The organism is Acetitomaculum ruminis DSM 5522 (genome assembly GCF_900112085.1).
GTDB classification, from domain to species: domain Bacteria; phylum Bacillota; class Clostridia; order Lachnospirales; family Lachnospiraceae; genus Acetitomaculum; species Acetitomaculum ruminis.
The window spans coordinates 87926-109503 of sequence record NZ_FOJY01000010.1 but is presented as its reverse complement, the minus strand read 5'-3'; the positions used below and the strand labels follow the sequence as shown (position 1 = coordinate 109503).

The 21578-nt window shown below is 34.5% G+C and carries 19 protein-coding genes and 1 other annotated feature; of the genes, 10 read left to right on the top strand and 9 right to left on the bottom strand.

Translation table 11 applies throughout. From position 1 onward, the window contains the following. Positions 1-33 precede the first annotated feature (33 nt). The 10 genes from BM153_RS08130 (at position 34) to trpD (ending at position 8827) form a co-directional block, all read left to right on the top strand. A complete protein-coding gene (locus BM153_RS08130; RefSeq protein ID WP_092872562.1) occupies positions 34-306 on the top strand; it encodes a PqqD family protein in 273 nt (90 codons plus the stop codon). A gap of 93 nt (positions 307-399) precedes the next feature. Then, the gene (locus tag BM153_RS08125; RefSeq protein WP_092872560.1) at positions 400-1086 is read left to right on the top strand and encodes a response regulator transcription factor; all 687 of its coding nucleotides are present in this window, start codon (positions 400-402) and stop codon (positions 1084-1086) included. 6 nt (positions 1087-1092) lie between these two features. Further along, a complete protein-coding gene (locus tag BM153_RS08120) occupies positions 1093-1902 on the top strand; it encodes a sensor histidine kinase (protein ID WP_092872558.1) in 810 nt (269 codons plus the stop codon). 129 nt (positions 1903-2031) lie between these two features. Further along, positions 2032-2357 (top strand) — a binding site (T-box leader). Between the two features lie 48 nt (positions 2358-2405). Then, on the top strand, positions 2406-3809 hold the full coding sequence (gene trpE / locus BM153_RS08110; RefSeq protein ID WP_092872554.1) for an anthranilate synthase component I: 1404 nt from the start codon (positions 2406-2408) through the stop codon (positions 3807-3809). Then, positions 3806-4375 carry an anthranilate synthase component II gene (locus BM153_RS08105; protein WP_092872552.1) on the top strand — a complete coding sequence of 190 codons (570 nt, stop codon included), beginning with the start codon at positions 3806-3808 and terminating at the stop codon, positions 4373-4375. Before trpE ends, BM153_RS08105 begins: the two co-directional genes overlap by 4 nt. A gap of 20 nt (positions 4376-4395) precedes the next feature. Beyond that, positions 4396-5187: an indole-3-glycerol phosphate synthase TrpC gene (gene trpC, locus BM153_RS08100; protein WP_092872550.1), complete on the top strand. Its 792-nt coding sequence runs from the start codon at positions 4396-4398 to the stop codon at positions 5185-5187. Between the two features lie 2 nt (positions 5188-5189). Next, on the top strand, positions 5190-5792 hold the full coding sequence (locus tag BM153_RS08095; RefSeq protein ID WP_092872548.1) for a phosphoribosylanthranilate isomerase: 603 nt from the start codon (positions 5190-5192) through the stop codon (positions 5790-5792). Then, on the top strand, positions 5785-6981 hold the full coding sequence (gene trpB, locus BM153_RS08090; protein ID WP_092872546.1) for a tryptophan synthase subunit beta: 1197 nt from the start codon (positions 5785-5787) through the stop codon (positions 6979-6981). Before BM153_RS08095 ends, trpB begins: the two co-directional genes overlap by 8 nt. Positions 6982-6993: 12 nt before the next feature. Beyond that, positions 6994-7791, top strand: coding sequence for a tryptophan synthase subunit alpha (gene trpA / locus BM153_RS08085; RefSeq protein ID WP_092872544.1), 798 nt, complete (start codon positions 6994-6996; stop codon positions 7789-7791). 13 nt (positions 7792-7804) lie between these two features. Continuing rightward, complete coding sequence (trpD, locus tag BM153_RS08080) at positions 7805-8827, top strand: anthranilate phosphoribosyltransferase (protein WP_092872542.1); 1023 nt, start codon at positions 7805-7807, stop codon at positions 8825-8827. Between the two features lie 376 nt (positions 8828-9203). Here the strand turns inward: trpD and BM153_RS08075 are convergent, their stop codons facing one another. The 9 genes from BM153_RS08075 to BM153_RS08015 all read right to left on the bottom strand — a co-directional run bounded on the left by BM153_RS08075 (position 9204) and on the right by BM153_RS08015 (position 21574). Then, a complete protein-coding gene (locus tag BM153_RS08075) occupies positions 9204-9641 on the bottom strand; it encodes a hypothetical protein (protein ID WP_143088287.1) in 438 nt (145 codons plus the stop codon). Between the two features lie 218 nt (positions 9642-9859). Continuing rightward, positions 9860-10387: a hypothetical protein gene (locus BM153_RS08070; RefSeq protein ID WP_092872538.1), complete on the bottom strand. Its 528-nt coding sequence runs from the start codon at positions 10385-10387 to the stop codon at positions 9860-9862. Between the two features lie 372 nt (positions 10388-10759). After that, on the bottom strand, positions 10760-11833 hold the full coding sequence (locus BM153_RS08065) for a hypothetical protein (RefSeq protein WP_092872536.1): 1074 nt from the start codon (positions 11831-11833) through the stop codon (positions 10760-10762). Positions 11834-12742: 909 nt separating this feature from the next. Further along, positions 12743-14644 (bottom strand): flagellin N-terminal helical domain-containing protein, encoded by a 1902-nt coding sequence (locus BM153_RS13980; RefSeq protein ID WP_242949095.1) that lies wholly within the window; start codon positions 14642-14644, stop codon positions 12743-12745. A 407-nt stretch (positions 14645-15051) separates the two neighbouring features. Further along, a complete protein-coding gene (locus BM153_RS14135; protein WP_278278331.1) occupies positions 15052-16947 on the bottom strand; it encodes a flagellin N-terminal helical domain-containing protein in 1896 nt (631 codons plus the stop codon). Positions 16948-17689: 742 nt separating this feature from the next. Continuing rightward, on the bottom strand, positions 17690-18031 hold the full coding sequence (locus BM153_RS08030; RefSeq protein WP_092872530.1) for a hypothetical protein: 342 nt from the start codon (positions 18029-18031) through the stop codon (positions 17690-17692). 275 nt (positions 18032-18306) lie between these two features. Beyond that, on the bottom strand, positions 18307-18876 hold the full coding sequence (locus tag BM153_RS08025; protein WP_092872528.1) for a hypothetical protein: 570 nt from the start codon (positions 18874-18876) through the stop codon (positions 18307-18309). Between the two features lie 175 nt (positions 18877-19051). Beyond that, positions 19052-20410 carry a CatB-related O-acetyltransferase gene (locus BM153_RS08020; RefSeq protein WP_092872526.1) on the bottom strand — a complete coding sequence of 453 codons (1359 nt, stop codon included), beginning with the start codon at positions 20408-20410 and terminating at the stop codon, positions 19052-19054. A gap of 15 nt (positions 20411-20425) precedes the next feature. After that, positions 20426-21574, bottom strand: a complete 1149-nt coding sequence (locus tag BM153_RS08015; RefSeq protein ID WP_092872524.1) for a glycosyltransferase family protein — start codon at positions 21572-21574, stop codon at positions 20426-20428. Positions 21575-21578: the final 4 nt, after the last annotated feature.

Below are 21578 nucleotides of genomic sequence, written 5' to 3'. Positions count from 1 at the left end.
AAATTGGCAAAAAAGCCTAAGGAGTATAGGAATATGGAAAACAGTACAAAGGTAAAACTTGTAAAACAGATAGAAGTAGCTACTTTAAATGACGAAAAAGCAATGGTTGATTTTGAAACCGGAAATTATTATCTTCTAAAAGGCTCTGCCACAGATATATGGGATTTTATCCAAACCGAAACTACCATTGGGGAAATCATTGATAAGCTTCTTGAAATTTATGATGTAAATCCTGAAGAATGCAAGGCTTCAGTAGTCGATTTTCTTGAAGAGCTTAAGTCTAAGGGACTTATTGAACTTAGTTAACTATCCTTAAAGAGCTTTCCCTTAAGAAGGCTCTTTTTACATTATAAGCTTTAGACTTTTTATCTGTTTTTTAATCTAACAGGAGATGAAAATATGTCTGAAAAAAAATTATTGTTCGTAGATGATGATCTAGAAGTTCTTAAAATAAATAAAAAATACTTTGAAACAGAAGGTTTTAAGGTAAAAGTAACAAATTCAGCAAAAGAAGCTAAAAAAATTGTAACAAACTTTTCTCCCGACCTTATTGTATTAGACGTAATGATGCCTGATATTGACGGTTTTGGAATATGTAAAGCTCTTAGAAAAATTACTAAAGTTCCAATTTTGTTTCTGTCAGGAAAAATAGATGAAGAAGCTAAAATAAAGGGGTTTAGTCTTGGGGGAGATGATTATCTTGAAAAACCTTGCTCTCTTTTGGAATTAAAAGCCAGAATAATTGCAAATATCAGAAGAAGTCAGACTTATGACAACAATTCTTCCATAAAAAATTTCGGAAACCTTTCCATAGATGAAAAATCCCATAAAGTATCCTGGATGGATGAAGAAATATCCCTCTCTAAAAGAGAATACCAGCTTTTGTCATTTTTCTTAGAAAAGGAAGGGGACATAGTCACTTTTGAAGATATAGGAAAGGAAATGTTTGGAATGTATTCTGAGGATGACAGGCGAGTGGTTATGGTGCAGGTATCCAGACTTCGTAAAAAATTAAATGCCTATGCCAAAGATAACGAGTTAATTGAAACCATCTGGTCTAAAGGTTATAAATTCAGTGCAAGGTGAAATTTAATGAATAATGAAAACAAAACTTTTAAAAAACCTTTAATTTCCCAGGTTGACGACCTGACCTTACGATTATTAGAGGCCAATAAAAAAATAAAAGAAGAAGAAAAAGAAAGACTTAGGATGTTATCAGATATAGCGCACGATTTAAGAGCTCCGGTAAATGCCTTTAGAAGCAGCCTTGATTACATAATTTCCATGAGAAGTAAAAATTCTTTAAGCGATGAAGAGCTGGATTCACTTTTGGAAATGATGGATAAACGGACTTTAGGACTTCAAAAACTTATTTCTGATTTATATTTTCTTCTAACCTTAGAGCAGCAGGCAAAGGATATTTATCATTTTGAGGAAATTGATTTAGGCTGTTTTCTTGAGGAGTACTTTTTTGATATAGAAAGTCGGGATGAATTTAAAGATAGAGAGTTATCCTTAAATATACCCCAAAATTTAAATTGCAGGGTAAAAATTGACATGGATAAAATGGTTCGGGCTTTGGATAATCTTTTTTACAATGCTCTAAAATACTCATCTGCTGGGGCAAAGATTTTTCTTAAACTGGAGGAAAATTCAGAAAGCTTTGTAATCTTTAGCATAAACGATACTGGCATAGGTATTGAAAAATGCTATCTGGATAAGATTTTTGAGCACTCTTTTCAAGTATCAAAAGCCAGAACTCCCGATAGCAAAACCGGAAGTGGCTTAGGTCTTACCATTGTAAAAACCATCATTGAAACCCATTCGGGGAAAATCTGGTGCGAAAGTAATCCTAGAAAGGGATCAAGCTTTTTTATACGGTTAAATAAAGCAACACATTAATGGTCCGATTACATTTTTGTAATTGGACTATTTTCTTTTTTATTTAAATTTTTTAGAAAATATAAAAATTGGGGTTGACACATCTATAAAGGCGATGTTATAGTTGTAATAGATTAATTTGATAAAGTATTAAAGTCTTTGAGCAAAAATAGTACCTTTTAGATGAAGTTTTCAGAGAGTCTGCGTTTGGTGTGAGCAGATAGCGACGCTTTTAGGGAATGGGTTTGTTAGACGCAAAGCGAAAAGTTGTCTTAGTAGCGGATGCCGTGTCCTCACGTTACAGGGGTAGAATATCAGGTTTTAAGAATATTAAAGCCTCGTATTTGAATAGAGGTTATGATAAGCGGTGGCGATTTTCCGGTTTCGGGAAGTTGTCTTTTTTTATAAATATTTTTACTAAAAGTAATGTGAATCATAATGAAAATGGGTGGCACCACGATAATATCGTCCCTGGGATTATAAATCCCGGGGACTTTTTTAATATTTTTAAGAAGGAGTAAAAAATGAGAAGATTAAGACTGTACAAAAAAACAATCAGCATAGTTGATGAACTATCCATTGACATGTACGAAGCCCTGGTAGGGGAAGACAAAGGCTTTTTGCTGGAAAGCTATGATAAAAACTACGACAGATACACCTTTATGGGGGCAAATCCCGAGGAAATAATCCGCTCTGAGAAAAACTCCTTAATAATAGAAAATTCAAAGGGAGAAAAAATCGTAAAAGAGGGAAATCCTTTAGAACTTCTAAAAGAGTATTATTCGGACTTTGAAATATTATCCGATGACAACTCTCCTTTTAAGGGCGGCCTTGTAGGAAGTCTTGGATATGACTATATAAGATATTTTGAGAAACTTCCCAAAGAAAATCCGGACGAAATCGGTATTGATACCATTCAAATGATGCTAATGAAAAACTTTGTGGTAATTGACCATGTAGCGGAAACCTTAAGTGCCATTGTCCTTGATGAAGATAATGAAGAAGGCAAAAAAAGAGCCTTGAAACTGGCTGAACAAATGACACAAAAATGTAGAACAGCTCCAAAAAATAAAGAAAAAAAATTTGTAAGAGATGGAAAAATAATACATAAATCCGACAGCTTAACAGATTATAGCCAAAAGGTGGATAAAATAAAGGAATACATAAAAGAAGGTCATGTTTTTCAAACAGTCCTCTCCCAGAGATGGACCATACAAAGCAAACAAAAGGGCTTTGACCTTTATAAAAAATTAAGAGAAGTAAACCCTTCTCCTTACCTTTATTACTTTAACTTCGGTGACTTTGAGCTCATCGGCTCCTCACCGGAAATGTTAGTAAAACTCCAGGATAAAAAAGTCTATACCTGTCCTATAGCAGGAACAAGACCAAGAGGAAAAAATGAAGAAGAAGATGAAATGTTAAAAAAAGAACTTCTTGATGATGAAAAAGAAAAGGCAGAACATGCCATGCTGGTGGATTTATCAAGAAATGATATGGGAAAAATATCAGAATTTGGCAGCGTAAAAGTCACAAGATTTATGGAAGTGCAAAACTATTCTCATGTAATGCACATTTGCTCCATGGTAGAGGGAAGAAAAATAATTTCCTGCCACCCTCTTGACCTAGTAGGCTCATTTCTTCCGGCAGGAACCTTGTCCGGAGCCCCAAAAATCAGGGCTATGGAAATTATTGAGGAACTGGAAAATTCTAAAAGAGGACTTTACGGAGGAGCTACGGGACATATTGATTTTTCGGGAAATATGGACTTTTGCATAACAATAAGAAGCATGATAAAAAAAGCTGATAAGGTATATCTTCAAGCCGGAGCCGGAATCGTTGCAGATTCCATTGGCGAAAACGAATATAAGGAATGCTGTAATAAGGTAATGGCACTGGCAAAAACACTGGTGGAGGAAGAAAACTTATGATTTTACTTATAGATAATTACGATTCATTTACCTACAACCTGTATCAATATGTAGGCACATTTACAAGGGACATAAAAGTTATCAGAAATGACAAAATAAGCATTGAAGAAATAAGAAATGAGATGCCGGAAAAAATAATACTCTCTCCAGGGCCAAAAAGTCCTAAAGAAGCAGGAATTTGCCTAAGAGTGGTAAAGGAATTTTACGATAAAATCCCAATTCTTGGCATATGTCTGGGACATCAATGCATTGGGGAAGCCTTAGGGGGGACAATTACCTATGCAAAAGAAATATTTCACGGAAAGCAGTCTCTTATAAAACATAATAAAGAAGGCATATTTTCAGGGATTGAAAGTCCTATAAAAGTTGCCAGATACCACTCTCTTGCTGTTTCAAAAGAAGGTCTGCCGGATTTTTTTGAAATAATGGCACAAACAGATGACGGGGAAATTATGGCAATGAGGCATAAAAATTATCCTTGCGTGGGACTTCAGTTTCATCCAGAGTCTATATTTACAGAACACGGAAAACGGCTGCTTGAAAACTTTGTAAACGGAAATATCTAGTAGAAAGAAAAGGTAAAAAAATGATATTAGACAAAATAGTTGAGGACAAAAAGTTACGGCTAATAGAACATAAAAAAACAACCTCTTTAGAGGAAGTAAAAAAGTGCTCTTATGAAAAATTAAAAGAAGAAAAAGAAAATCCTAAAAAGGAAAGCTTTTATGAGGCAATGACAAAAACGGGACTATCCATTATAGGAGAATTTAAACAGGCATCTCCTTCCCTTGGAAATATAAAAAATAACTTAAGCCTTGAAGAAAGAATAAATCAATATTCAAAAGGGGTAGATGCCATAAGCACTCTTACAGAAGAGGATCATTTTAACGGAAATATTGAACATTTCAAACAAATCCGACAAATGACTACAATTCCCATGTTAAGAAAGGACTTTATGATTGATGAATATCAGTTTTATGAAGCCAAGGCCATAGGGGCAGATGCCATACTTCTTATTGCGGCAATTCTTGAAAAAGAGGAAATGAAAGCCTTTTATGAACTTACTAAAGAACTTAAAATGGATGCCCTTATTGAAGTTCACAATGAAGAAGAAATAGAAAAAGCCCTTTATTGCGATGGGAAAATAATCGGAGTAAATAACAGGGATTTAAGAGATTTTTCCATAAAATTAGAAACCACAAAACGCCTAAAAAAATACATTCCAAAGGATAAATGCTTTATCTCAGAAAGCGGAATAAATACTGACAAAGATATTGAATTTCTTAAAAATATAGGGATTGATGGCTGCCTTATAGGAAAAGCCTTTATGGAAAGTGACGCACCTTATGAGCTTTCTAAAAAATGGAAGGAGCTTTAAAAATGACCGGGATAAAGATATGCGGTTTGACCTGCTTAGAAGATGCCAATACCTTAAATAAAACAAGACCTGATTATGCCGGCTTTGTTTTTTATGAAAAAAGCAAAAGAAACTTAAGTTATTTAAAGGCAAAAGAAATAATGAACAGTCTTTATTTTGACATAAAAAAGGTTGCAGTGGTGGTGTCTCCCAATGTAAAAGAACTGAAAATAATAGAAGAAATGGGATTTGATATTTTACAAATTCATGGAGAATGTCCAAAAGAAATCTTTGAAAAAGCCGAGATTCCCATCTGGCTTGCCACAAATATTAATAAAGAAATTCCTGAAATTAAAGACCATGAAAAAATCGCGGGATACCTCTTTGACGGGGCAAAATATGGTGGTGGAAAGCCTTTTGACTGGGAAATTGCCAAAAAAATCAGAGAAAAGATAAAAGAAAAAAGATTTATATTGGCCGGAGGCTTAGACGAGGAAAATGTAAATATTGCAATAAATACCTTGCATCCAGATATAGTAGATGTTTCAAGCTCTGTGGAGAAAGAGACAAAAAAAGACGAGAAAAAAGTCCTAAAATTCGTAAGAAAGGTGAGAGAAAATGGATAATAACAAAACATATTATGGAGAATTCGGAGGAAGATTCGTATCAGAATCATTAATGAATACCTTAAAAGAAATTGATGAAGCCTTTGAAAAAGCAATAAAAGATGAAAGCTTTTTAAAAGAATATCATTACTACTTAAAAGATTATGTGGGAAGGGAAACTCCCCTATACTTTGCAAAAAGATTAAGCGAAAAATATAACACAAAAATTTATCTTAAAAGAGAGGACTTAAATCATACAGGTGCCCATAAAATAAACAATGTTTTAGGACAGATACTTCTGGCAAAGAAAATGGGTAAAAAAAGAGTAATTGCAGAAACCGGAGCCGGTCAGCACGGAGTAGCAACTGCTACAGCGGCAGCACTTTTTAACATGGAATGCAAGGTATTTATGGGAAAAGAGGACATAATAAGACAAGCTCCAAATGTAATGAGAATGGAAATGCTTGGAGCTGAGGTGGTATCAGTGGAATCCGGTTCAAACACCTTAAAAGATGCCACAAATGAGGCCATAAGATATTGGAGTAAAACCGCTGAAGACACCTTTTACATTATAGGTTCTGCAGTAGGACCTTATCCATATCCAAAAATGGTAAAGGAATTTCAATCCTGCATTAGCCGTGAGGCAAAAGCTCAGCATCTAAAGGCAGAAGGAAGAAATCCTGATGTGGTAATGGCCTGTGTGGGAGGAGGTTCAAACTCCATAGGAATGTTTGCGGAATTTATTGATGAAAAAGATGTAGAGCTAATCGGGGTGGAGGCTGCCGGAAAAGGCATTGATACAGATGAGCATGCTTGCGTTTTATCCATTGATACTTCAAAACTCGGGACTCTTCATGGAATGAAATCCTATCTTTTACAGGATGAAAATGGAAATATAAAACTTGCCCACAGCATCTCCGCAGGCCTTGATTATCCGGGGGTAGGGCCTGAACATAGTTTCCTTCGAGATTCAAAAAGGGCTACCTATGTAGGAATAACAGATAAAGAAGCCATGGAGGCTTTAAAGGAGCTTACCCGATTAGAAGGCATAATCCCTGCTATAGAAAGTGCTCATGCCATAGCCTATGGTATAAAAAAAGCAAAAGAAATGAATAAAAATCAGTCAATGATAATATGTCTTTCCGGACGAGGAGACAAAGACTTAAATACAATTACCGATTATTTTGCAGGAAAGGGATATTTGAATTAGGAGGAAAAAATAATGTCAAACAGAATAGAAGAAAAAATTAAAGAGCTTAACAATAAAGGGGAAAAAGCCTTTATTACCTACATTACGGCAGGTCTTCCTGATATGAAGGTCACAAAAAAGCTAATAAAAGCAAAAGAAATGGCAGGAATAGACATTATAGAGTTGGGAATTCCCTTCTCCGATCCTACTGCTGACGGTCCTGTAATACAGCAAGCCTCCTATGAAGCACTTTTAGCCGGGGCTGATATAAATAAAACCTTTACATTAGTGGAGGAATTAAGGAAAGAAAATGTCATAGTTCCCATTATATTTATGCTTTATTACAATACTATCCTTTCCATGGGCATAGAAAAATTTATAGAAAAATGCAACAAAAGTGGGGTTGACGGATTAATCATTCCGGATCTTCCCTTTGAGGAACAGGGGAAAATAAATGCGGCTTTAGCTAAAAATGATGAAACCATATTGATACAACTAATATCCCCATTATCAGAAGATAGAATTCCAATGATAACAGAAAATGCCAGAGGCTTTATTTACCTGGTTTCTTCCATGGGAGTTACAGGTCAAAGTGCCAACTTTCATAAAGAAATAGTAAATTATATCAAAAAGGTTAAAAAAGCCTCAAAAATACCGGTAATGATGGGCTTTGGAATAAGAACACCAAAGGATTTGGAAAATGTATCAGACATAATTGACGGGGCAATCGTAGGAAGTCACTTTATAAATATTCTAAGAGAAAGTGATTTTAATATAAATGTTGCCACAGAATATATTAAGGATTTTAAGTATCAGATTAATCATATGTAAAGGAGGAAGAATAATGATTAAAGAAGCCATAGTAAAAATAGTAGACAAAGAAGATTTAAGTTATGATGAGGCATATGCAGTTATGGAGGAAATCATGACGGGACAGACTTCTCTCACCCAGAATGCTGCATATCTGGCGGCCTTATCCACAAAAAGCACAAAGGCTGAAACCATAGATGAGATAACCGGAAGTGCTGCCGCAATGAGAAAGCAGGCTTTACAGGTTTATGATGGTGGCATGGATACCTTTGAAATCGTAGGAACCGGTGGAGATAATGCAAAAAGTTTTAATATCTCCACCACTTCTGCCTTTGTAATCGCAGCAGGAGGAATCAAAGTTTCAAAACATGGAAACAGAGCGGCTTCTTCAAAAAGCGGTACTGCTGACTGCCTTGAAGCATTAGGTATAAATATAAATTTAGAGCCGGAAAAATGCACCGAACTTCTTAAAGAAACCGGCTTTTGCTTCTTCTTTGCCCAAAAATATCACTCTTCTATGAAATATGTGGGGGCAATAAGAAAGGAACTGGGAATCCGTACCGTATTTAACATTTTAGGCCCTCTTACAAATCCTATTCATCCTAAAAAAATACTTTTAGGAGTATATGATGAACATCTGGTAGAGCCCCTTGCCCATGTTTTATACAAATTAGGGGTAGAAAAAGGCATGGTAGTATATGGAAGGGATAAATTAGATGAAATATCTCCATCTGATGAAAGCTATGTTTGCGAATTTAACAATGGTGATTTTAAAGCTTATACCATAAAACCGGAGGATTTCGGCCTTACAAGGGGTAAAAAGGAAGATATCGTAGGGGGAGACCCTCAGGAAAATGCCGCTATTACAAAGGATATTCTTTTGGGAAAAGAAAAAGGGACAAGAAGGAATGCGGTGCTTTTAAACGCCGGAGCCGCCCTTTATGTAGGAGAAAAAGCAGGAAACATTTTGGAAGGAATAATGCTTGCAGAAAAATTAATTGATGATGGAACAGCCTATAAGAAGCTCGAAGAGGTAATAAAGGCCACTAATGCATAAAAATATAAATTGTCGTTTTTGTCTGAATTTTAAACAAATAGAAGGGGGTTTTACACCCCCTTTTTTACTGGTTTAGCTTAAATTTCTTCTATTTATCTTATTCCGCAAAATCTATGTAATTTTTCATTGTTACTATTTTTACCTGCATGAGGCACTTTATTTTGTAATTGCTTTCTAATTCCTTCTTCTTTGTTTGAGATACCATATCTTTTGATAGAAGGGTTGAAAGCATTGATATTAGCCTGTTTTTTTGAATTTGTTTTTTGTCTGTTAAGTTAATAAATATAAAAGTTATTAAATCAAATTCTTTTATATTCCATTAAATCTATGTTGTTTTATTTGTTACTATATTTTTCCTATAATAGGTTTTTATTTACTATTTAGTTTTGCCTGTTTGAGATTTTTTATTCATGGCTTTTAATCGTGCTATTTCATCTCTTAACATGCGGATTTCTCTATCTTTCTTATTTATTAACCTTTTGGAGCGATCTTCCATCGCTTTGGAACGTTCTTCTATCGCTTTGGAGCGTTCTCTTTCTTTCGCTATTCCTTCTTCTACCAATAAATCGCTTAAATTACACATTGTCGCCACTGCTCCTTCCAATTCCTTTGTCATTTTTATTTTATAATTGCTTTCTAATTCCTTCTTCTTTGTTTGAGGTGCCATATCTTTTGACAGAAGGGTTGAAAGCATTGATATTAGCCTGTTTTTTGAATTTGTTTTTTTGTCTGTTAAGTTAATAAATATTGAAGTTAGTAAATCAAATCTCCCTTTAGCTACATTTTTTTCATGGCTATTGTCATTGTAAAGCACTTTTGGGGAAATGCTATATTCGACTATTGTATCGGATACTTTTTCCTTATTTGCATTTCTAATGGGTGAAGTAAAGCGGACATTCGGAATCCGCTTCGCTACTTCCTCATGAACGCAGTGGCACTTTGTGCCACCTGTCAGAAGGGGCTTTAACCCCTTCTGACACTAGTAAGCTTATACCCCCGCTTAAAGCTTACGCTTTTGAAGCGGGGGATTGCTTACACTGCGTTCATACAAATCCATATGGAATAAACCTTTTTTACCCCATCGTAATTTGATCCGTCATATTCATGATCCATCTGTTCTGATATTAATCTGGAACAATATACTATACTTCTTGTTACCAAATCATATCCGGGGTAAAAATTTTTTTGAGCTTCCAAATTAATATAAATCTTTTGCCTCTCACCTTTTATTGTGCGTACTGTAAATACAATATCAAAATTCATTTTCCCTTCCCCGGGAATGTTACTTTCTGTATTTAATCCAAATATTTTTTCTGATTGATAAGCTTTGCTTTTTTCTTTCCTATTTTCATCTTTTGAAAATGTATTTTTTAGATTATCATTTGAGGGTCTTACACTTATTAAATCTGTTTTTACTTCACCTTCTATTGCTTTTTTAGCCTCTTCGATACTATAATCCTTAAATTCTTTTATTGTATTAATTAGAATAAAAGCTAAAATTTCCTTGTTGCTCAATAGTCTTTTAACATTAGCATCGTACCTGACTTTTAGTTCTGACAAAGAAAGTTCCTTGTCAATATAACTATTATCTTTTTTGTCATTTATCTCCTTTCAAAAATTATAACATAGATATTTGTGGAATAACCATAAGAAAATATGGCTTTAAGAAATTTTCACGAAGGGCATTTTATCATCTTTTCCCAGAATTTGCAAGAATATTGAGGTAAGCGTTCTTACATGAACTTAATTGATTGGGATAATTATGGTATTACTATATCAGAAGTAAGAAAGAAAAAAGGTAAAGGGAATTTTTTACATTTCCTTTACCTTTTATTGCTTAAATTTCTTCTATGTATCCACAAAAATCCATGTAATTTTTCATTGAAATTATTATTTGCCTGCAAGAGGCATTTTATTTTTTCTTTTTCCTTTCTAAGATTTTTTGTTCATAGCTTTTAATCTTGCTATTTCATCTCTTAACATGCGAATTTCTCTATCTTTTTTATTCATCAGTTTTTTAGAGCGTTCTTCTATCATTCTTGAACGTTCCTCTATCATTCTTGAGTGCTCTTCTATTTTTTTTGAACGTTCTCTTTCCTCTTTTATTGCATCTTCAACTATTAAATCGCTTAAATTGCACATTTTTGCCACTGCTCCTTCCAATTCCTTTGTCATTTTTATATTGTAATTGCTTTCTAATTCCTTCTTTTTTGTTTGGGACGGCATATCTTTTGATAAGAGTGTTGAAAGCATTGCTATTAGTCTGTTTTTTGAATTCGTTTCTTTATCCGTTAAATTAATAAATATAGATGTCAATAAATCAAATCTTCCCTTAGCTACATTTTCTTCATCCCTATTGTCATTGTAACGTACCTTTGGGGAAATACTGTATTCAACTATTGTATCGGATACTTTTTCCTTATTTGCATTTCTAATAGGGGAATTCATACAAATCCATATGGAATAAACCTTTTTTACCCCATCGTAATTTGAGCCATCATATTCATAATCCATCTGTTCTGATATTAATCTGGAACAATAGACTATACTTCTTGTTACCAAGTCATATCCTAGATAAAAATCTTTTTGGGCTTCTAAATTAATATAAATCTTTTGCCTTTCACCCTTTATTGTGCGTACCGTAAATACAATATCAAAATTCATTCTCCCTTCTCCGGGAATTTTGCTTTCTGTATTTAATCCAAATATTTTTTCTGATTGATAAGCTTTTTTCTGATATTCTTTCCCTTTTTCATCCTTTAAAAAAGCGTTTTTAAGATTTTCTTTGGAGGGTCTGACACTTATTAAATCTGTTTTTACGTCACCTTCAATTGCTTTTTTAGCCTCTTTAATACTATAATCCTTAAATTCCTTAATTGTATTAATTAGAATGAAAGCTAAAATTTCCTTGTCGCTTAATAGTCTTTTAACATTGGCATCGTATTGTGCCTTAAGATCTGCCAAAGAAAGTTCTTTATCAATATAACTATTATCCTTATTAGTCATTTATCTCCTTTCTAAAAATTATAACATAGATATTTGTGGAATAACCATAAGAAAATATGGCTTTAAGAAATTTTCACGAAGGGTATTTTAGCATCTTTTCCCACATTTTGCAATAAAAGGGTCAGCCGTAAAGGAGAAGTGCGGTTTATAATTTTATTTTGCAGGGACATTTGATATGATTTATTAATTTTCGTAAAAATGGACAATGTTTAAACCCCACAGGGAAATCCTGTGGGGTTTACATATGCTCAATCCAAGTATTATGAACGCTAATACTGTGAATCTATCGTGTTTAGTTCTGGTTAAGTTTTTTATCCTGGCTAGCATCCTTACACCGGATGTGCCTGGTGCTCACATTTTTTCTTATCATGCTCAGAGCTTTCCTTAGTCTAGCGCACTCCTGCTTGCGTTTTTTTACACTTGCAGTGCTTTTTCCTAGCTGAGTTCTCTCCTGATTACGCTTTTTTCTAAGTTTTTTCTGTACCTTTAGCTTCAATTTTCCTTAGTTTAGCGCACTCCTGCTTGCGTTTTTTTCGCTTGCAGTGCATTTCCCTGCTGAGTCCTCTCCTGATTACGCTTTTTTCTAAGTTTTTTCTACAATTTACTTTTTTTCCTTAGTTTAGCGCACTCCTGCTTATGCTTTTTTCGCTTGCAGTGCATTTCCCTGCTGAGTCCTCTCCTGATTGCGCTTTTTTCTAAGTTTTTTCTACAATTTACTTTTTTTTTCCTTAGTTTAGCGCACTCCTGCTTATGCTTTTTTCGCTTGCAGTGCATTTCCCTGCTGAGTCCTCTCCTGATTACGCTTTTTTCTAAGAAGTTTTGACGCTTTCCCTTATCCTCCTTAAAGGATTGAGAGGGCGAAGATCCTGATGTCAGGCGCTCTGATGCTTAAGTTTAAGCGTAAAAACATTAACCAAGGATTGATAAAACTCCCTGTGTTGACTGATTAGCCTGAGCAAGCATTGACTGACCTGCCTGAGCAAGAATATTATTCTTTGAATAAGTAACCATTTCTTCAGCCATATCTGTATCACGAATAGCAGATTCAGCGGATGTTGTATTTTCAACGATGTTATCAAGGTTTGCTATTGTATGCTCAAGTCTGTTTTGAATAGCACCAAGACTGGATCTTTGAGCAGATACTTTCTTAAGAGCTTCTGATATAGTATCGATAGCCTTTGTAGCACTCTCTTCTGTAGAAAGATCTACTGCTATTCCCTTGGAATCCCTGATACCTAAGGTGGTAGCATCCATAGCATCGATGGAAACTGAAATCTTATTAGTAGATGCTGAGTCAGCTCCTACATGGAAGTTAAGGTCTAAAGCATCCTTAGAAGATGTAGTCTTTAATTCTTCTGAAGGTTTTTTCTTGGTAATCTTAAGCATAAGACTCATATCGGTGGATGTTGCAGCAGTAGCTATAGCATAAGTCTTAGGTACATCATATACTGATGAAGCAGCATCTGTACCATCTACTACTACGCTGGCAGAATCAGCTGAGAGCAAACCACTATTACCTGTAGTTACTTCGGATACATTATCTGCTGTAGTAATATCTGAATTAAGTGACAGCAATACACTACTAGATAAAGCACTTGTAACAACCGTTTCTTGTGTGACAACATTAAATGTTGTAGTAACACCATTAATTGAGCTAACACCTGATACAGATCTTTTTTGTGCCTGATAATTTACATAAGCACTTACTTCATAATCTACCCCTAACAACTTCTGTAATTCGCCAAAGTTCTTAAAGGTGTTAGCTTTTCTAGTACCATCTGGTTCATTTGTGGAATCATAAGTATAAGTTTTTCCATCTATGGTGACTGTAGCTCCATCTGTAAGCTTAGAAATATCAAGAGTATAAGCATCACCCTCAGCTTTATCGGTTCTAAAGGCTGGAGGAGTACCAGCTACACCTGTAGTTTTTCCTATAGCATCAGGATTTTTCATAACAGTCTTTAATTTTGCCTCACCACCTTGATCATCTGACCAAAACTCTACTGCTGTAAGCTGGAAAGCAGAAGCCCCATTAGATAATTCCTGCATATCATAGTAATCTGCATCGGATTCAAGAATAAGTCTTCCGTCTTCTCCTGTAGAAGCATCAAAGATTTCTTTTAAATCTTCATCTTCATTAATAGCTTTTGCTATATTGGCAGCTGTTTCATTATCATCTTCACCTATTATGAAGCTAATTTTTTTGGATTGGCTTTCACCAAGCTTATCAGTATAGGTTATTGTTACACTATCTTCAGTGCCTTTACCTAATGTAGAACTGATTATACCTGTATAAATATTTCCTCTAGCCTCTGTAAAGCTTGATTCGATTACTTTTCCTGCTTTTGTAGCAGCTGAAATTTCTGTTCCGGTGGTTTTAGTAACAGTTTCTCCTACACCTTTAAGAAGATAGGTTTCATTGAATTTTGTAGTTTCAGCTACACGGTCGATTTCTGTAGTTAACTGTTTAATCTCGTCCTGGATAGCTGTACGGTCATCTTCTGAGTTTGTGCCGTTTGCTGACTGAACTGCAAGTTCATTCATTCTTTGAAGCATCGCGGTAACTTCTGAAAGAGCACCCTCAGCTGTCTGTACACAAGAGATACCGTCCTGAGCATTGTCTGAAGCCCTGCTAAGACCTCTGATCTGTTTTCTCATTTTTTCGGAAATTGAGAGACCTGCTGCATCATCTGCTGCACGGTTAATCTTATAACCTGAAGAAAGTCTTTCTGTGGATTTTCCCTGTGCATTTGTTGTGATACCTAGCATACGATTTGCGTTCATTGCTTGTAAATTGTGTTGTACTACCATAATATTTTCCTCCTTGAATATGGTCTGTGACCCGATATGTGAAGGTCACAATTTAGTTTTTCATCGATATTCATCCGTGAATAACGATATTGTTACAAAAGTGTTAATTTAATTACAGAAACATCTCTTCTCTGTTAAAAAATGTTTCTTTGTTTTTACACTAGATATATCGGGGGATTTTTTCTGGTACTTAAGAACCAGCAGTGATATGTTAATAAAAAAAAATATTTTCTTTTAAATTAACCTTAAATAAATAAAGTTTATTACTAATTTCCTAAATTTATTGTAAAAATCATCCGCTAAAAAAAACCTGTACCCCCGAAAGGATACAGGCCTTTTACAATTTATCTAGCAATGAATCGTAACATTGTGTTTTGCACTGCTTGAGCTCATTACTCTTTTAAATATTATCCAAGTATTGATAATACACCCTGTGTTGACTGATTTGCCTGTGCAAGCATTGACTGACCAGCCTGAGCAAGAATGTTATTCTTTGAGTACTGAACCATTTCTTCAGCCATATCTGTATCACGGATTGCAGATTCAGCTGATGTGGTATTTTCAACGATGTTGTCTAAGTTAGCTATTGTATGCTCAAGTCTGTTCTGGATAGCACCAAGACTAGATCTTTGTGATGAAACTTTCTTAAGAGCTTCTGCGATTGTATCTATAGCCTTTGTAGCACCTTCTTCTGTAGAAAGGTCAACTGCCTTACCTTTAGCATCTCTAACTCCTAAGGTAGTAGCATCCATAGCATCGATAGAAACAGAAATCTTATTTGTATCTGATGAGTCAGCTCCAACATGGAAGTTAAGTTCTAATGCATCTTTAGAAGATGATGTCTTTAATTCTTCTGATGGAGTCTTCTTTGTAATCTTAAGCATAAGACTCATATCATTTGAATCAGCAGTTGCTGTAGCAGTAGCAAATGTCTTAACAGCTGGTTTTGCATCTCCTGCTTTATCTGTATAAGTACCAGTAAGAACATCATTTCCTTCACTAGCACCACCAGAAGCACCTGCTGAAACAGCTGTAAGTACAAGTGTTACATTTGTTGCAAGTGTATTAGTAACAACAGTATCTTCTGTAACCTTACCATAAGAGTAGGTATCAACTGCGTTAGTATTTGCAGCTGCGCCTGTTGCTGTAGCTGTACCTATAGAAGACTTTGTTCCTTTATAAGCCATAGAAGCACTTACATCATAATCATTTCCTAAAAGTTTTTGTAAATCTGCAACAGAACCAAAAGTATTTGCCTTTCTAGCACCAGTTTGAGGAGTATTTCCTGAATCAAAAGTATAGGTTTTTCCATCAATAGTAACTGTAGCTCCATCTGTAAGCTTAGAAATATCTAAAGTATAAGAATCTCCTTCAGCCTTAACTTCGTCAAAAGCATTCTTTACAGCATTTGTTGTTGATGTACCTATATCAGATGGTTGTGTCATTGTTGTCTTTAAGCTAGCTTCAGTAGCTTCATCATTTGAACCAAAGGAAACACCTGTAAGTTTATAAGCAGAAGCACCATTGGATAATTCCTGCATATCATAGTAATTAGCATCTGATTCAAGAACAAGTCTTCCATCTTCTGCTGTAGAAGCATCAAAGATATCCTTTAAGTCATCACTTTCATTAATAGCTTTAGCTATATTTGCAGCTGTCTCATTATCATCCTCACCTACTGTAAAGGTAACTTTAGCTTCCTGAGTTTCTCCTAACTTATCTGTGTAAGTAAGAGTAATTGTATCCTCTGTTCCCTTACCAAGTGTAGAGTGAATGATACCTGTGTACTTATTTCCGGTAGCTTCTTTCATGCTAGATTCAATAACTTTACCAGCTTTTGTAGCTGCAGAAATTTCTGTTCCACTAGTCTTTGTGGTAGAATCTCCTACACCTTTAAGAAGATATGTTTCATTGAATTTTGTAGTTTCAGCTACACGGTCGATTTCTGTAGTTAACTGGTTGATTTCATCCTGGATAGCTGTACGGTCATCTTCTGAGTTTGTTCCGTTTGCTGACTGAACTGCTAATTCATTCATTCTTTGAAGCATTGAGGTAACTTCTGAAAGAGCACCCTCAGCTGTCTGTACACAAGAGATACCGTCTTGAGCATTATCCGAAGCCCTGCTAAGACCTCTGATTTGTTTTCTCATTTTTTCTGAGATTGAAAGTCCTGCTGCGTCATCTGCTGCACGGTTAATCTTATAACCTGAAGAAAGTCTTTCTGTGGATTTTCCCTGTGCTGTTGTTGTGATGCCAAGCATACGGTTTGCATTCATCGCCTGTAAATTGTGTTGTACTACCATAATCTTATCCTCCTTGAATTGTATGGTTTGTGACTCTTATTTTTTTCCTTTAATTTTTCTTAGAATCACATTTTTGTTTTTCACCCCGTCTCATCCTTAAAACAGGGTAAAGGTTCTTTTATCAAAATGGTTTTTCTTAATTACATAACTTATATCGTACTTTGGTACCGGGGTACTTAGGTACTATTTATTAATAAAGTATAAATTAAAAATTTTTTATATTAAGTAAATATAAAAATATCCCTTAAATACAATATATTTATATCATAATATACCTTTATTACGCAATTAACGCCTTGTTGAAATAATGTTATTATAGTAGTTTTGAGTAATATTAATCACAAAAAAACTTTTTTCAAAAGGGAAAAATTTTTTTCAAAAAAACTTAAGGGATATGGTTTTTATACGACAAAGGCTATTTCTTGGGGCTTTTAGACAAGCTTTTGTACCAAAAAAAGGCTTATGGCTTTTTAAAAAGTTTTTTTAAGACATATTTTTGTTACCGAAAAAAATGGGGAGTTTATATATATGAGACAAATTAGGTAGGATTTCCATCTGTTTTAATGAAGCTATAAAAGAGGGATAAAAAAAGCTCCTTTTGATATATATCCTTTTTAGCTTATGAAAATCAAAAAGGATATTTCAAAAGGAACCATTTTAAGCTTCTATATCTTTTATATATTCCAGCAAATCTATGTTGTTTTTTACTGTTACTATATCTTTCCTATAATAGATTTTTATCTTACTCTTTTGTTATTCCTGTTTGAGATTTTTTGTTTAAGGCTTTTAATCTTGCTATTTCATCTCTTAACATGCGAATTTCTCTATCTTTTTTGTTAATCATTTTTTTTGAACGTTCTCTTTCCTCTTTTATTGCATCTTCAACTATTAAATCGCTTAAATTACACATTTTCGCCACTGCTCCTTCCAATTCTTTTGTCATTTTTATATTGTAATTGCTTTCTAATTCCTTCTTTTTTGTTTGGGACGGCATATCTTTTGATAAGAGTGTTGAAAGCATTGCTATAGTTCTGTTTTTTGAACTCGTTTCTTTATCCGTCAAATTAATAAATATTGATGTCAATAAATCAAATCTTCCCTTAGCTACATTTTCTTCATCCCTATTGTCATTGTAAAGTACTTTCGGGGAAATGCTGTATTCAACTATTGTATCGGATACTTTTTCCTTATTTGCATTTCTAATGGGTGAAGTAAAGCGGACATTCGGAATCCGCTTCGCTACTTCCTCATGAACGCAGTGGCACTTTGTGCCACCTGTCAGAAGGGGCTTTAACCCCTTCTGACACTAGTAAGCTTATACCCCCGCTTAAAGCTTACGCTTTTGAAGCGGGGGATTGCTTACACTGCGTTCATACAAATCCAAATGGAATAAACCTTCTTCACCCCATCATAATTTGATCCGTCATATTCATGATTCATCTGTTCTGATATTAATCTGGAACAATAGACTATACTTCTTGTTACCAAGTCATATCCTGGATAAAAATCTTTTTGGGCTTCTAAATTAATATAAATCTTTTGCCTTTCACCTTTTATTGTGCGTACCGTAAATACAATATCAAAATTCATTTTCCCTTCTCCGGGAATTTTGCTTTCTGTATTTAATCCAAATATTTTTTCTGATTGATAAACATTCTTATTTTCTTTCCCTTTTTCATCCTCTGAAAATATCCTTTTTAAATTTTCTTTGGAGGGTCTGACACTTATTAAATCTGTTTTTACGTCACCTTCAATTGCTTTTTTAGCCTCTTTAATACTATAATCCTTAAATTCTTTAATAGTATTAATAAGAATGAATGCTAAAATTTCTTTGTCGCTTAACAATCTTTTTACATAAGTGTCATATTGAGCTTTTAAATCTGCCAAAGAAAGTTCTTTATCAATATAACTATTATCCTTATTAGTCATTTATTTCCTTTCTAAAAATTATAACATAGATATTTGTGGAATAACCATAAGAAAATATGGCTTTAAGAAATTTTCACGAAAAGTATTTTAGCACCTTTTTCCTTCATTTGCAAGATAAGAAGATACTTTTCCAAAATTTGTAAAAAGAGCCGGCAACTGTACCGACTCTAAAAAATTATTCTCCTATTCTTATCATAAAGCTTTCTAGATGAAAATCTCCCTCTGTCTCTCCTGTGATTTCATCATTAAACTTAATATCTAGCCAGCCTTTTCCTTGAATATGGGCTCTATAAGTTAGCCATACCTTATCAGCATCACTTCCTTCAAGTTTTACCTGAATCGCCTGAATATAATTAACGATATTATCACTGCCACAAACTTGTCCTGCTGGAGCATAATCAGTCCAACCACTATCATGTAAGTACAATCTATAGGAAAGTTTTAAATCATAATCGCTTTCTAAGTCTACTTTTATGGCAGAAAGCCTGTTTTCTTCTCCCACATTTTTACAAGGTACCCCGTTTTTTACAGGTTTATTCCAGCCAAGATGACCGTCTAAAGTGTCTCCATATACACTTACACTTAAATTTATCTTAGAAAAATCAATTCTTTTTTCCAGTCTTTCCTTTAGATAGACATTTTTATAAAAATCATATAATTCATCTATTTTTTCACTTTGTAAAAGGGGGATGGCATCGTAAATGGATTCATAATCCCAATCCCACCATTTCATTTCAAGAAGCTTTTCTATCCTGTCATCATCAAATCTTTTTCTAATAACTTTAGCAGGGGCTCCTCCTACCATGGTATAGGGCTCTACATCCTTGGTAACTACACTTCCTGCTGCTACTATGGCACCATCTCCTATATTTACATTTGACATAACAGTTACATTTTGAGCAAGCCATACATCATTTCCTATAATAATTGGTCCCTTTGAAATGGGCTGTCCTTTAATATAATCAAAATCCTTACTAAATCGTACATTAAATGGAAAGGTAGAATTATACTGTGGAGAATGACCTCCCCCTACCAAGGGTGAAAAACCATGAGCTATGGAACAAAATCTACCTATACGCATCTTACAATCAGGAGTCTCAGAAGCATAAAAACCATTTTTTGCCCCATAGGTAAAGTCTCCAAATTCTTCATCCAGTTCCTCTTGATAATTATAACTTGCATTCCAAAATTCCTGAAGACAGCGCATCTTATCCTTCTTTTCTAAAAGGCTATATGCTTCCGACATATCCATTAACTTTTCTTCTGGTGCTCCTGCCTTTATAAGTCGTCTTCTCATTAGTTTTGAAGGAGGGCCGCTTACCAGCATAACAACTACTTCATACTTATCCCAAGGAATTCGCCTGCCATAGGCTTCCCTTTCAGCACAAACTTGCTTTACTATTTTTAATTTTCTAAAATCATCTACTCCTGCGTTTAAAGCCGCCAATGTTACTTCATAATCTTTTGTCTTATTAAAATACTTGGTAGCCACTAAAGCAGTATTATAGGATCCTACTATTACAATTTCTTTCATAAATCTATCCCACCTCTATATCATTTTTATTAGTTGTTTTATTCTTATGTCATAGGTATGACCTTCTTTTATTTTCTGGTAGACCCTGTCTCCCAATGCATCCTTTTTATCATAGTCATAATCCTTTTTTATCTTATCCATAATATCTCTTATACCAGTGACTCTGTCTAGTACAAAGAGGTCTTTTTCATCCTCAAAATATTCCTCCATATCCTTTATCTTTGGAGTTATCATAAAGCCTCCTCTTGAAAGAATTTCAAAAAAGAGAGGATCCATACCATGTATATAATATCTGTTTGGCAAGTGCATATTTATGTCAGTACTTGCTATTATATCTCCTATTTCTTCATCCTTAGGATATGGATAGACAGGGTATTTTATCTTTTCTTCTGCCTGTTGACCATTAAAGACAGATACCGTTCCCGGGAAGTCTCTGAAAAAGAGCTCCTGCTCCTGTCTTATTACTTGTGGAAATATCTCAAACCAAGTATAGATTTCATCTATATTTAATATAACATCCGGCGGCACTCTTATAGGGTCATATTTTAAGAGTTCTTCCCTTACCTGAGGAATTATGGAATTTGAAACTATTTCCCTGCCATGAATAACCCTTTGGGTATGAACCAAGCCGTCTAAATAGCCTTTACAAGGTAAAGAAACTTTTAAAAGCTGATAGAAAGGGCTGGTGGTTTTCATCTTAGGATACCAGCCTATAAAGCTTACTTCGTATTCTGCAAAGTTTAAACTTCTTTCAGCCTTGTAGGCTGCTGCCGGCATAAAGTAGGCCTGTTCTACTCCTCTTTGTTTTAGCCAGTCTACCCAGAAACTATCTGCCACAAATATGCAGTTACATTTATTTGTTATACTGTTTCTAAACATATCAAGATTTGGAAGCTCTACTATCCAAGAGATGTAGATACATCCTATCATTTGGCAAAAGGAGGAAAGCTCGTGAAAATATCCCACGCTAAAAACAAAGTCAAAGTCCCTTTGAACCAGTCTTTCTGCGATTTCCTTCCTTTGTCTTTCTCTTAATACATTAAAGCTTTCATGTCTTACTTCCCTAGGTAATATGTAGCTATCTGAATCAGGAAGTTCTTTTTTTATGAGTTCTTCAATATGCTTTGAAAGCCTTGTATCCTCTCTAAAATATAAACACTTCATAAAA

Excerpts from the sequence above, each read along its gene's own strand:
- BM153_RS08130 (WP_092872562.1), top strand. The coding sequence starts at position 34 with ATGGAAAACAGTACAAAGGTAAAACTTGTAAAACAGATAGAAGTAGCT.
- BM153_RS08125 (WP_092872560.1), top strand. The coding sequence starts at position 400 with ATGTCTGAAAAAAAATTATTGTTCGTAGATGATGATCTAGAAGTTCTT.
- BM153_RS08120 (WP_092872558.1), top strand. The coding sequence starts at position 1,093 with ATGAATAATGAAAACAAAACTTTTAAAAAACCTTTAATTTCCCAGGTT.
- trpE (WP_092872554.1), top strand. The coding sequence starts at position 2,406 with ATGAGAAGATTAAGACTGTACAAAAAAACAATCAGCATAGTTGATGAA.
- BM153_RS08105 (WP_092872552.1), top strand. The coding sequence starts at position 3,806 with ATGATTTTACTTATAGATAATTACGATTCATTTACCTACAACCTGTAT.
- trpC (WP_092872550.1), top strand. The coding sequence starts at position 4,396 with ATGATATTAGACAAAATAGTTGAGGACAAAAAGTTACGGCTAATAGAA.
- BM153_RS08095 (WP_092872548.1), top strand. The coding sequence starts at position 5,190 with ATGACCGGGATAAAGATATGCGGTTTGACCTGCTTAGAAGATGCCAAT.
- trpB (WP_092872546.1), top strand. The coding sequence starts at position 5,785 with ATGGATAATAACAAAACATATTATGGAGAATTCGGAGGAAGATTCGTA.
- trpA (WP_092872544.1), top strand. The coding sequence starts at position 6,994 with ATGTCAAACAGAATAGAAGAAAAAATTAAAGAGCTTAACAATAAAGGG.
- trpD (WP_092872542.1), top strand. The coding sequence starts at position 7,805 with ATGATTAAAGAAGCCATAGTAAAAATAGTAGACAAAGAAGATTTAAGT.
- BM153_RS08065 (WP_092872536.1), bottom strand. The coding sequence starts at position 11,833 with ATGACTAATAAGGATAATAGTTATATTGATAAAGAACTTTCTTTGGCA.
- BM153_RS13980 (WP_242949095.1), bottom strand. The coding sequence starts at position 14,644 with ATGGTAGTACAACACAATTTACAAGCAATGAACGCAAATCGTATGCTA.
- BM153_RS14135 (WP_278278331.1), bottom strand. The coding sequence starts at position 16,947 with ATGGTAGTACAACACAATTTACAGGCGATGAATGCAAACCGTATGCTT.
- BM153_RS08025 (WP_092872528.1), bottom strand. The coding sequence starts at position 18,876 with ATGACTAATAAGGATAATAGTTATATTGATAAAGAACTTTCTTTGGCA.
- BM153_RS08020 (WP_092872526.1), bottom strand. The coding sequence starts at position 20,410 with ATGAAAGAAATTGTAATAGTAGGATCCTATAATACTGCTTTAGTGGCT.
- BM153_RS08015 (WP_092872524.1), bottom strand. The coding sequence starts at position 21,574 with ATGAAGTGTTTATATTTTAGAGAGGATACAAGGCTTTCAAAGCATATT.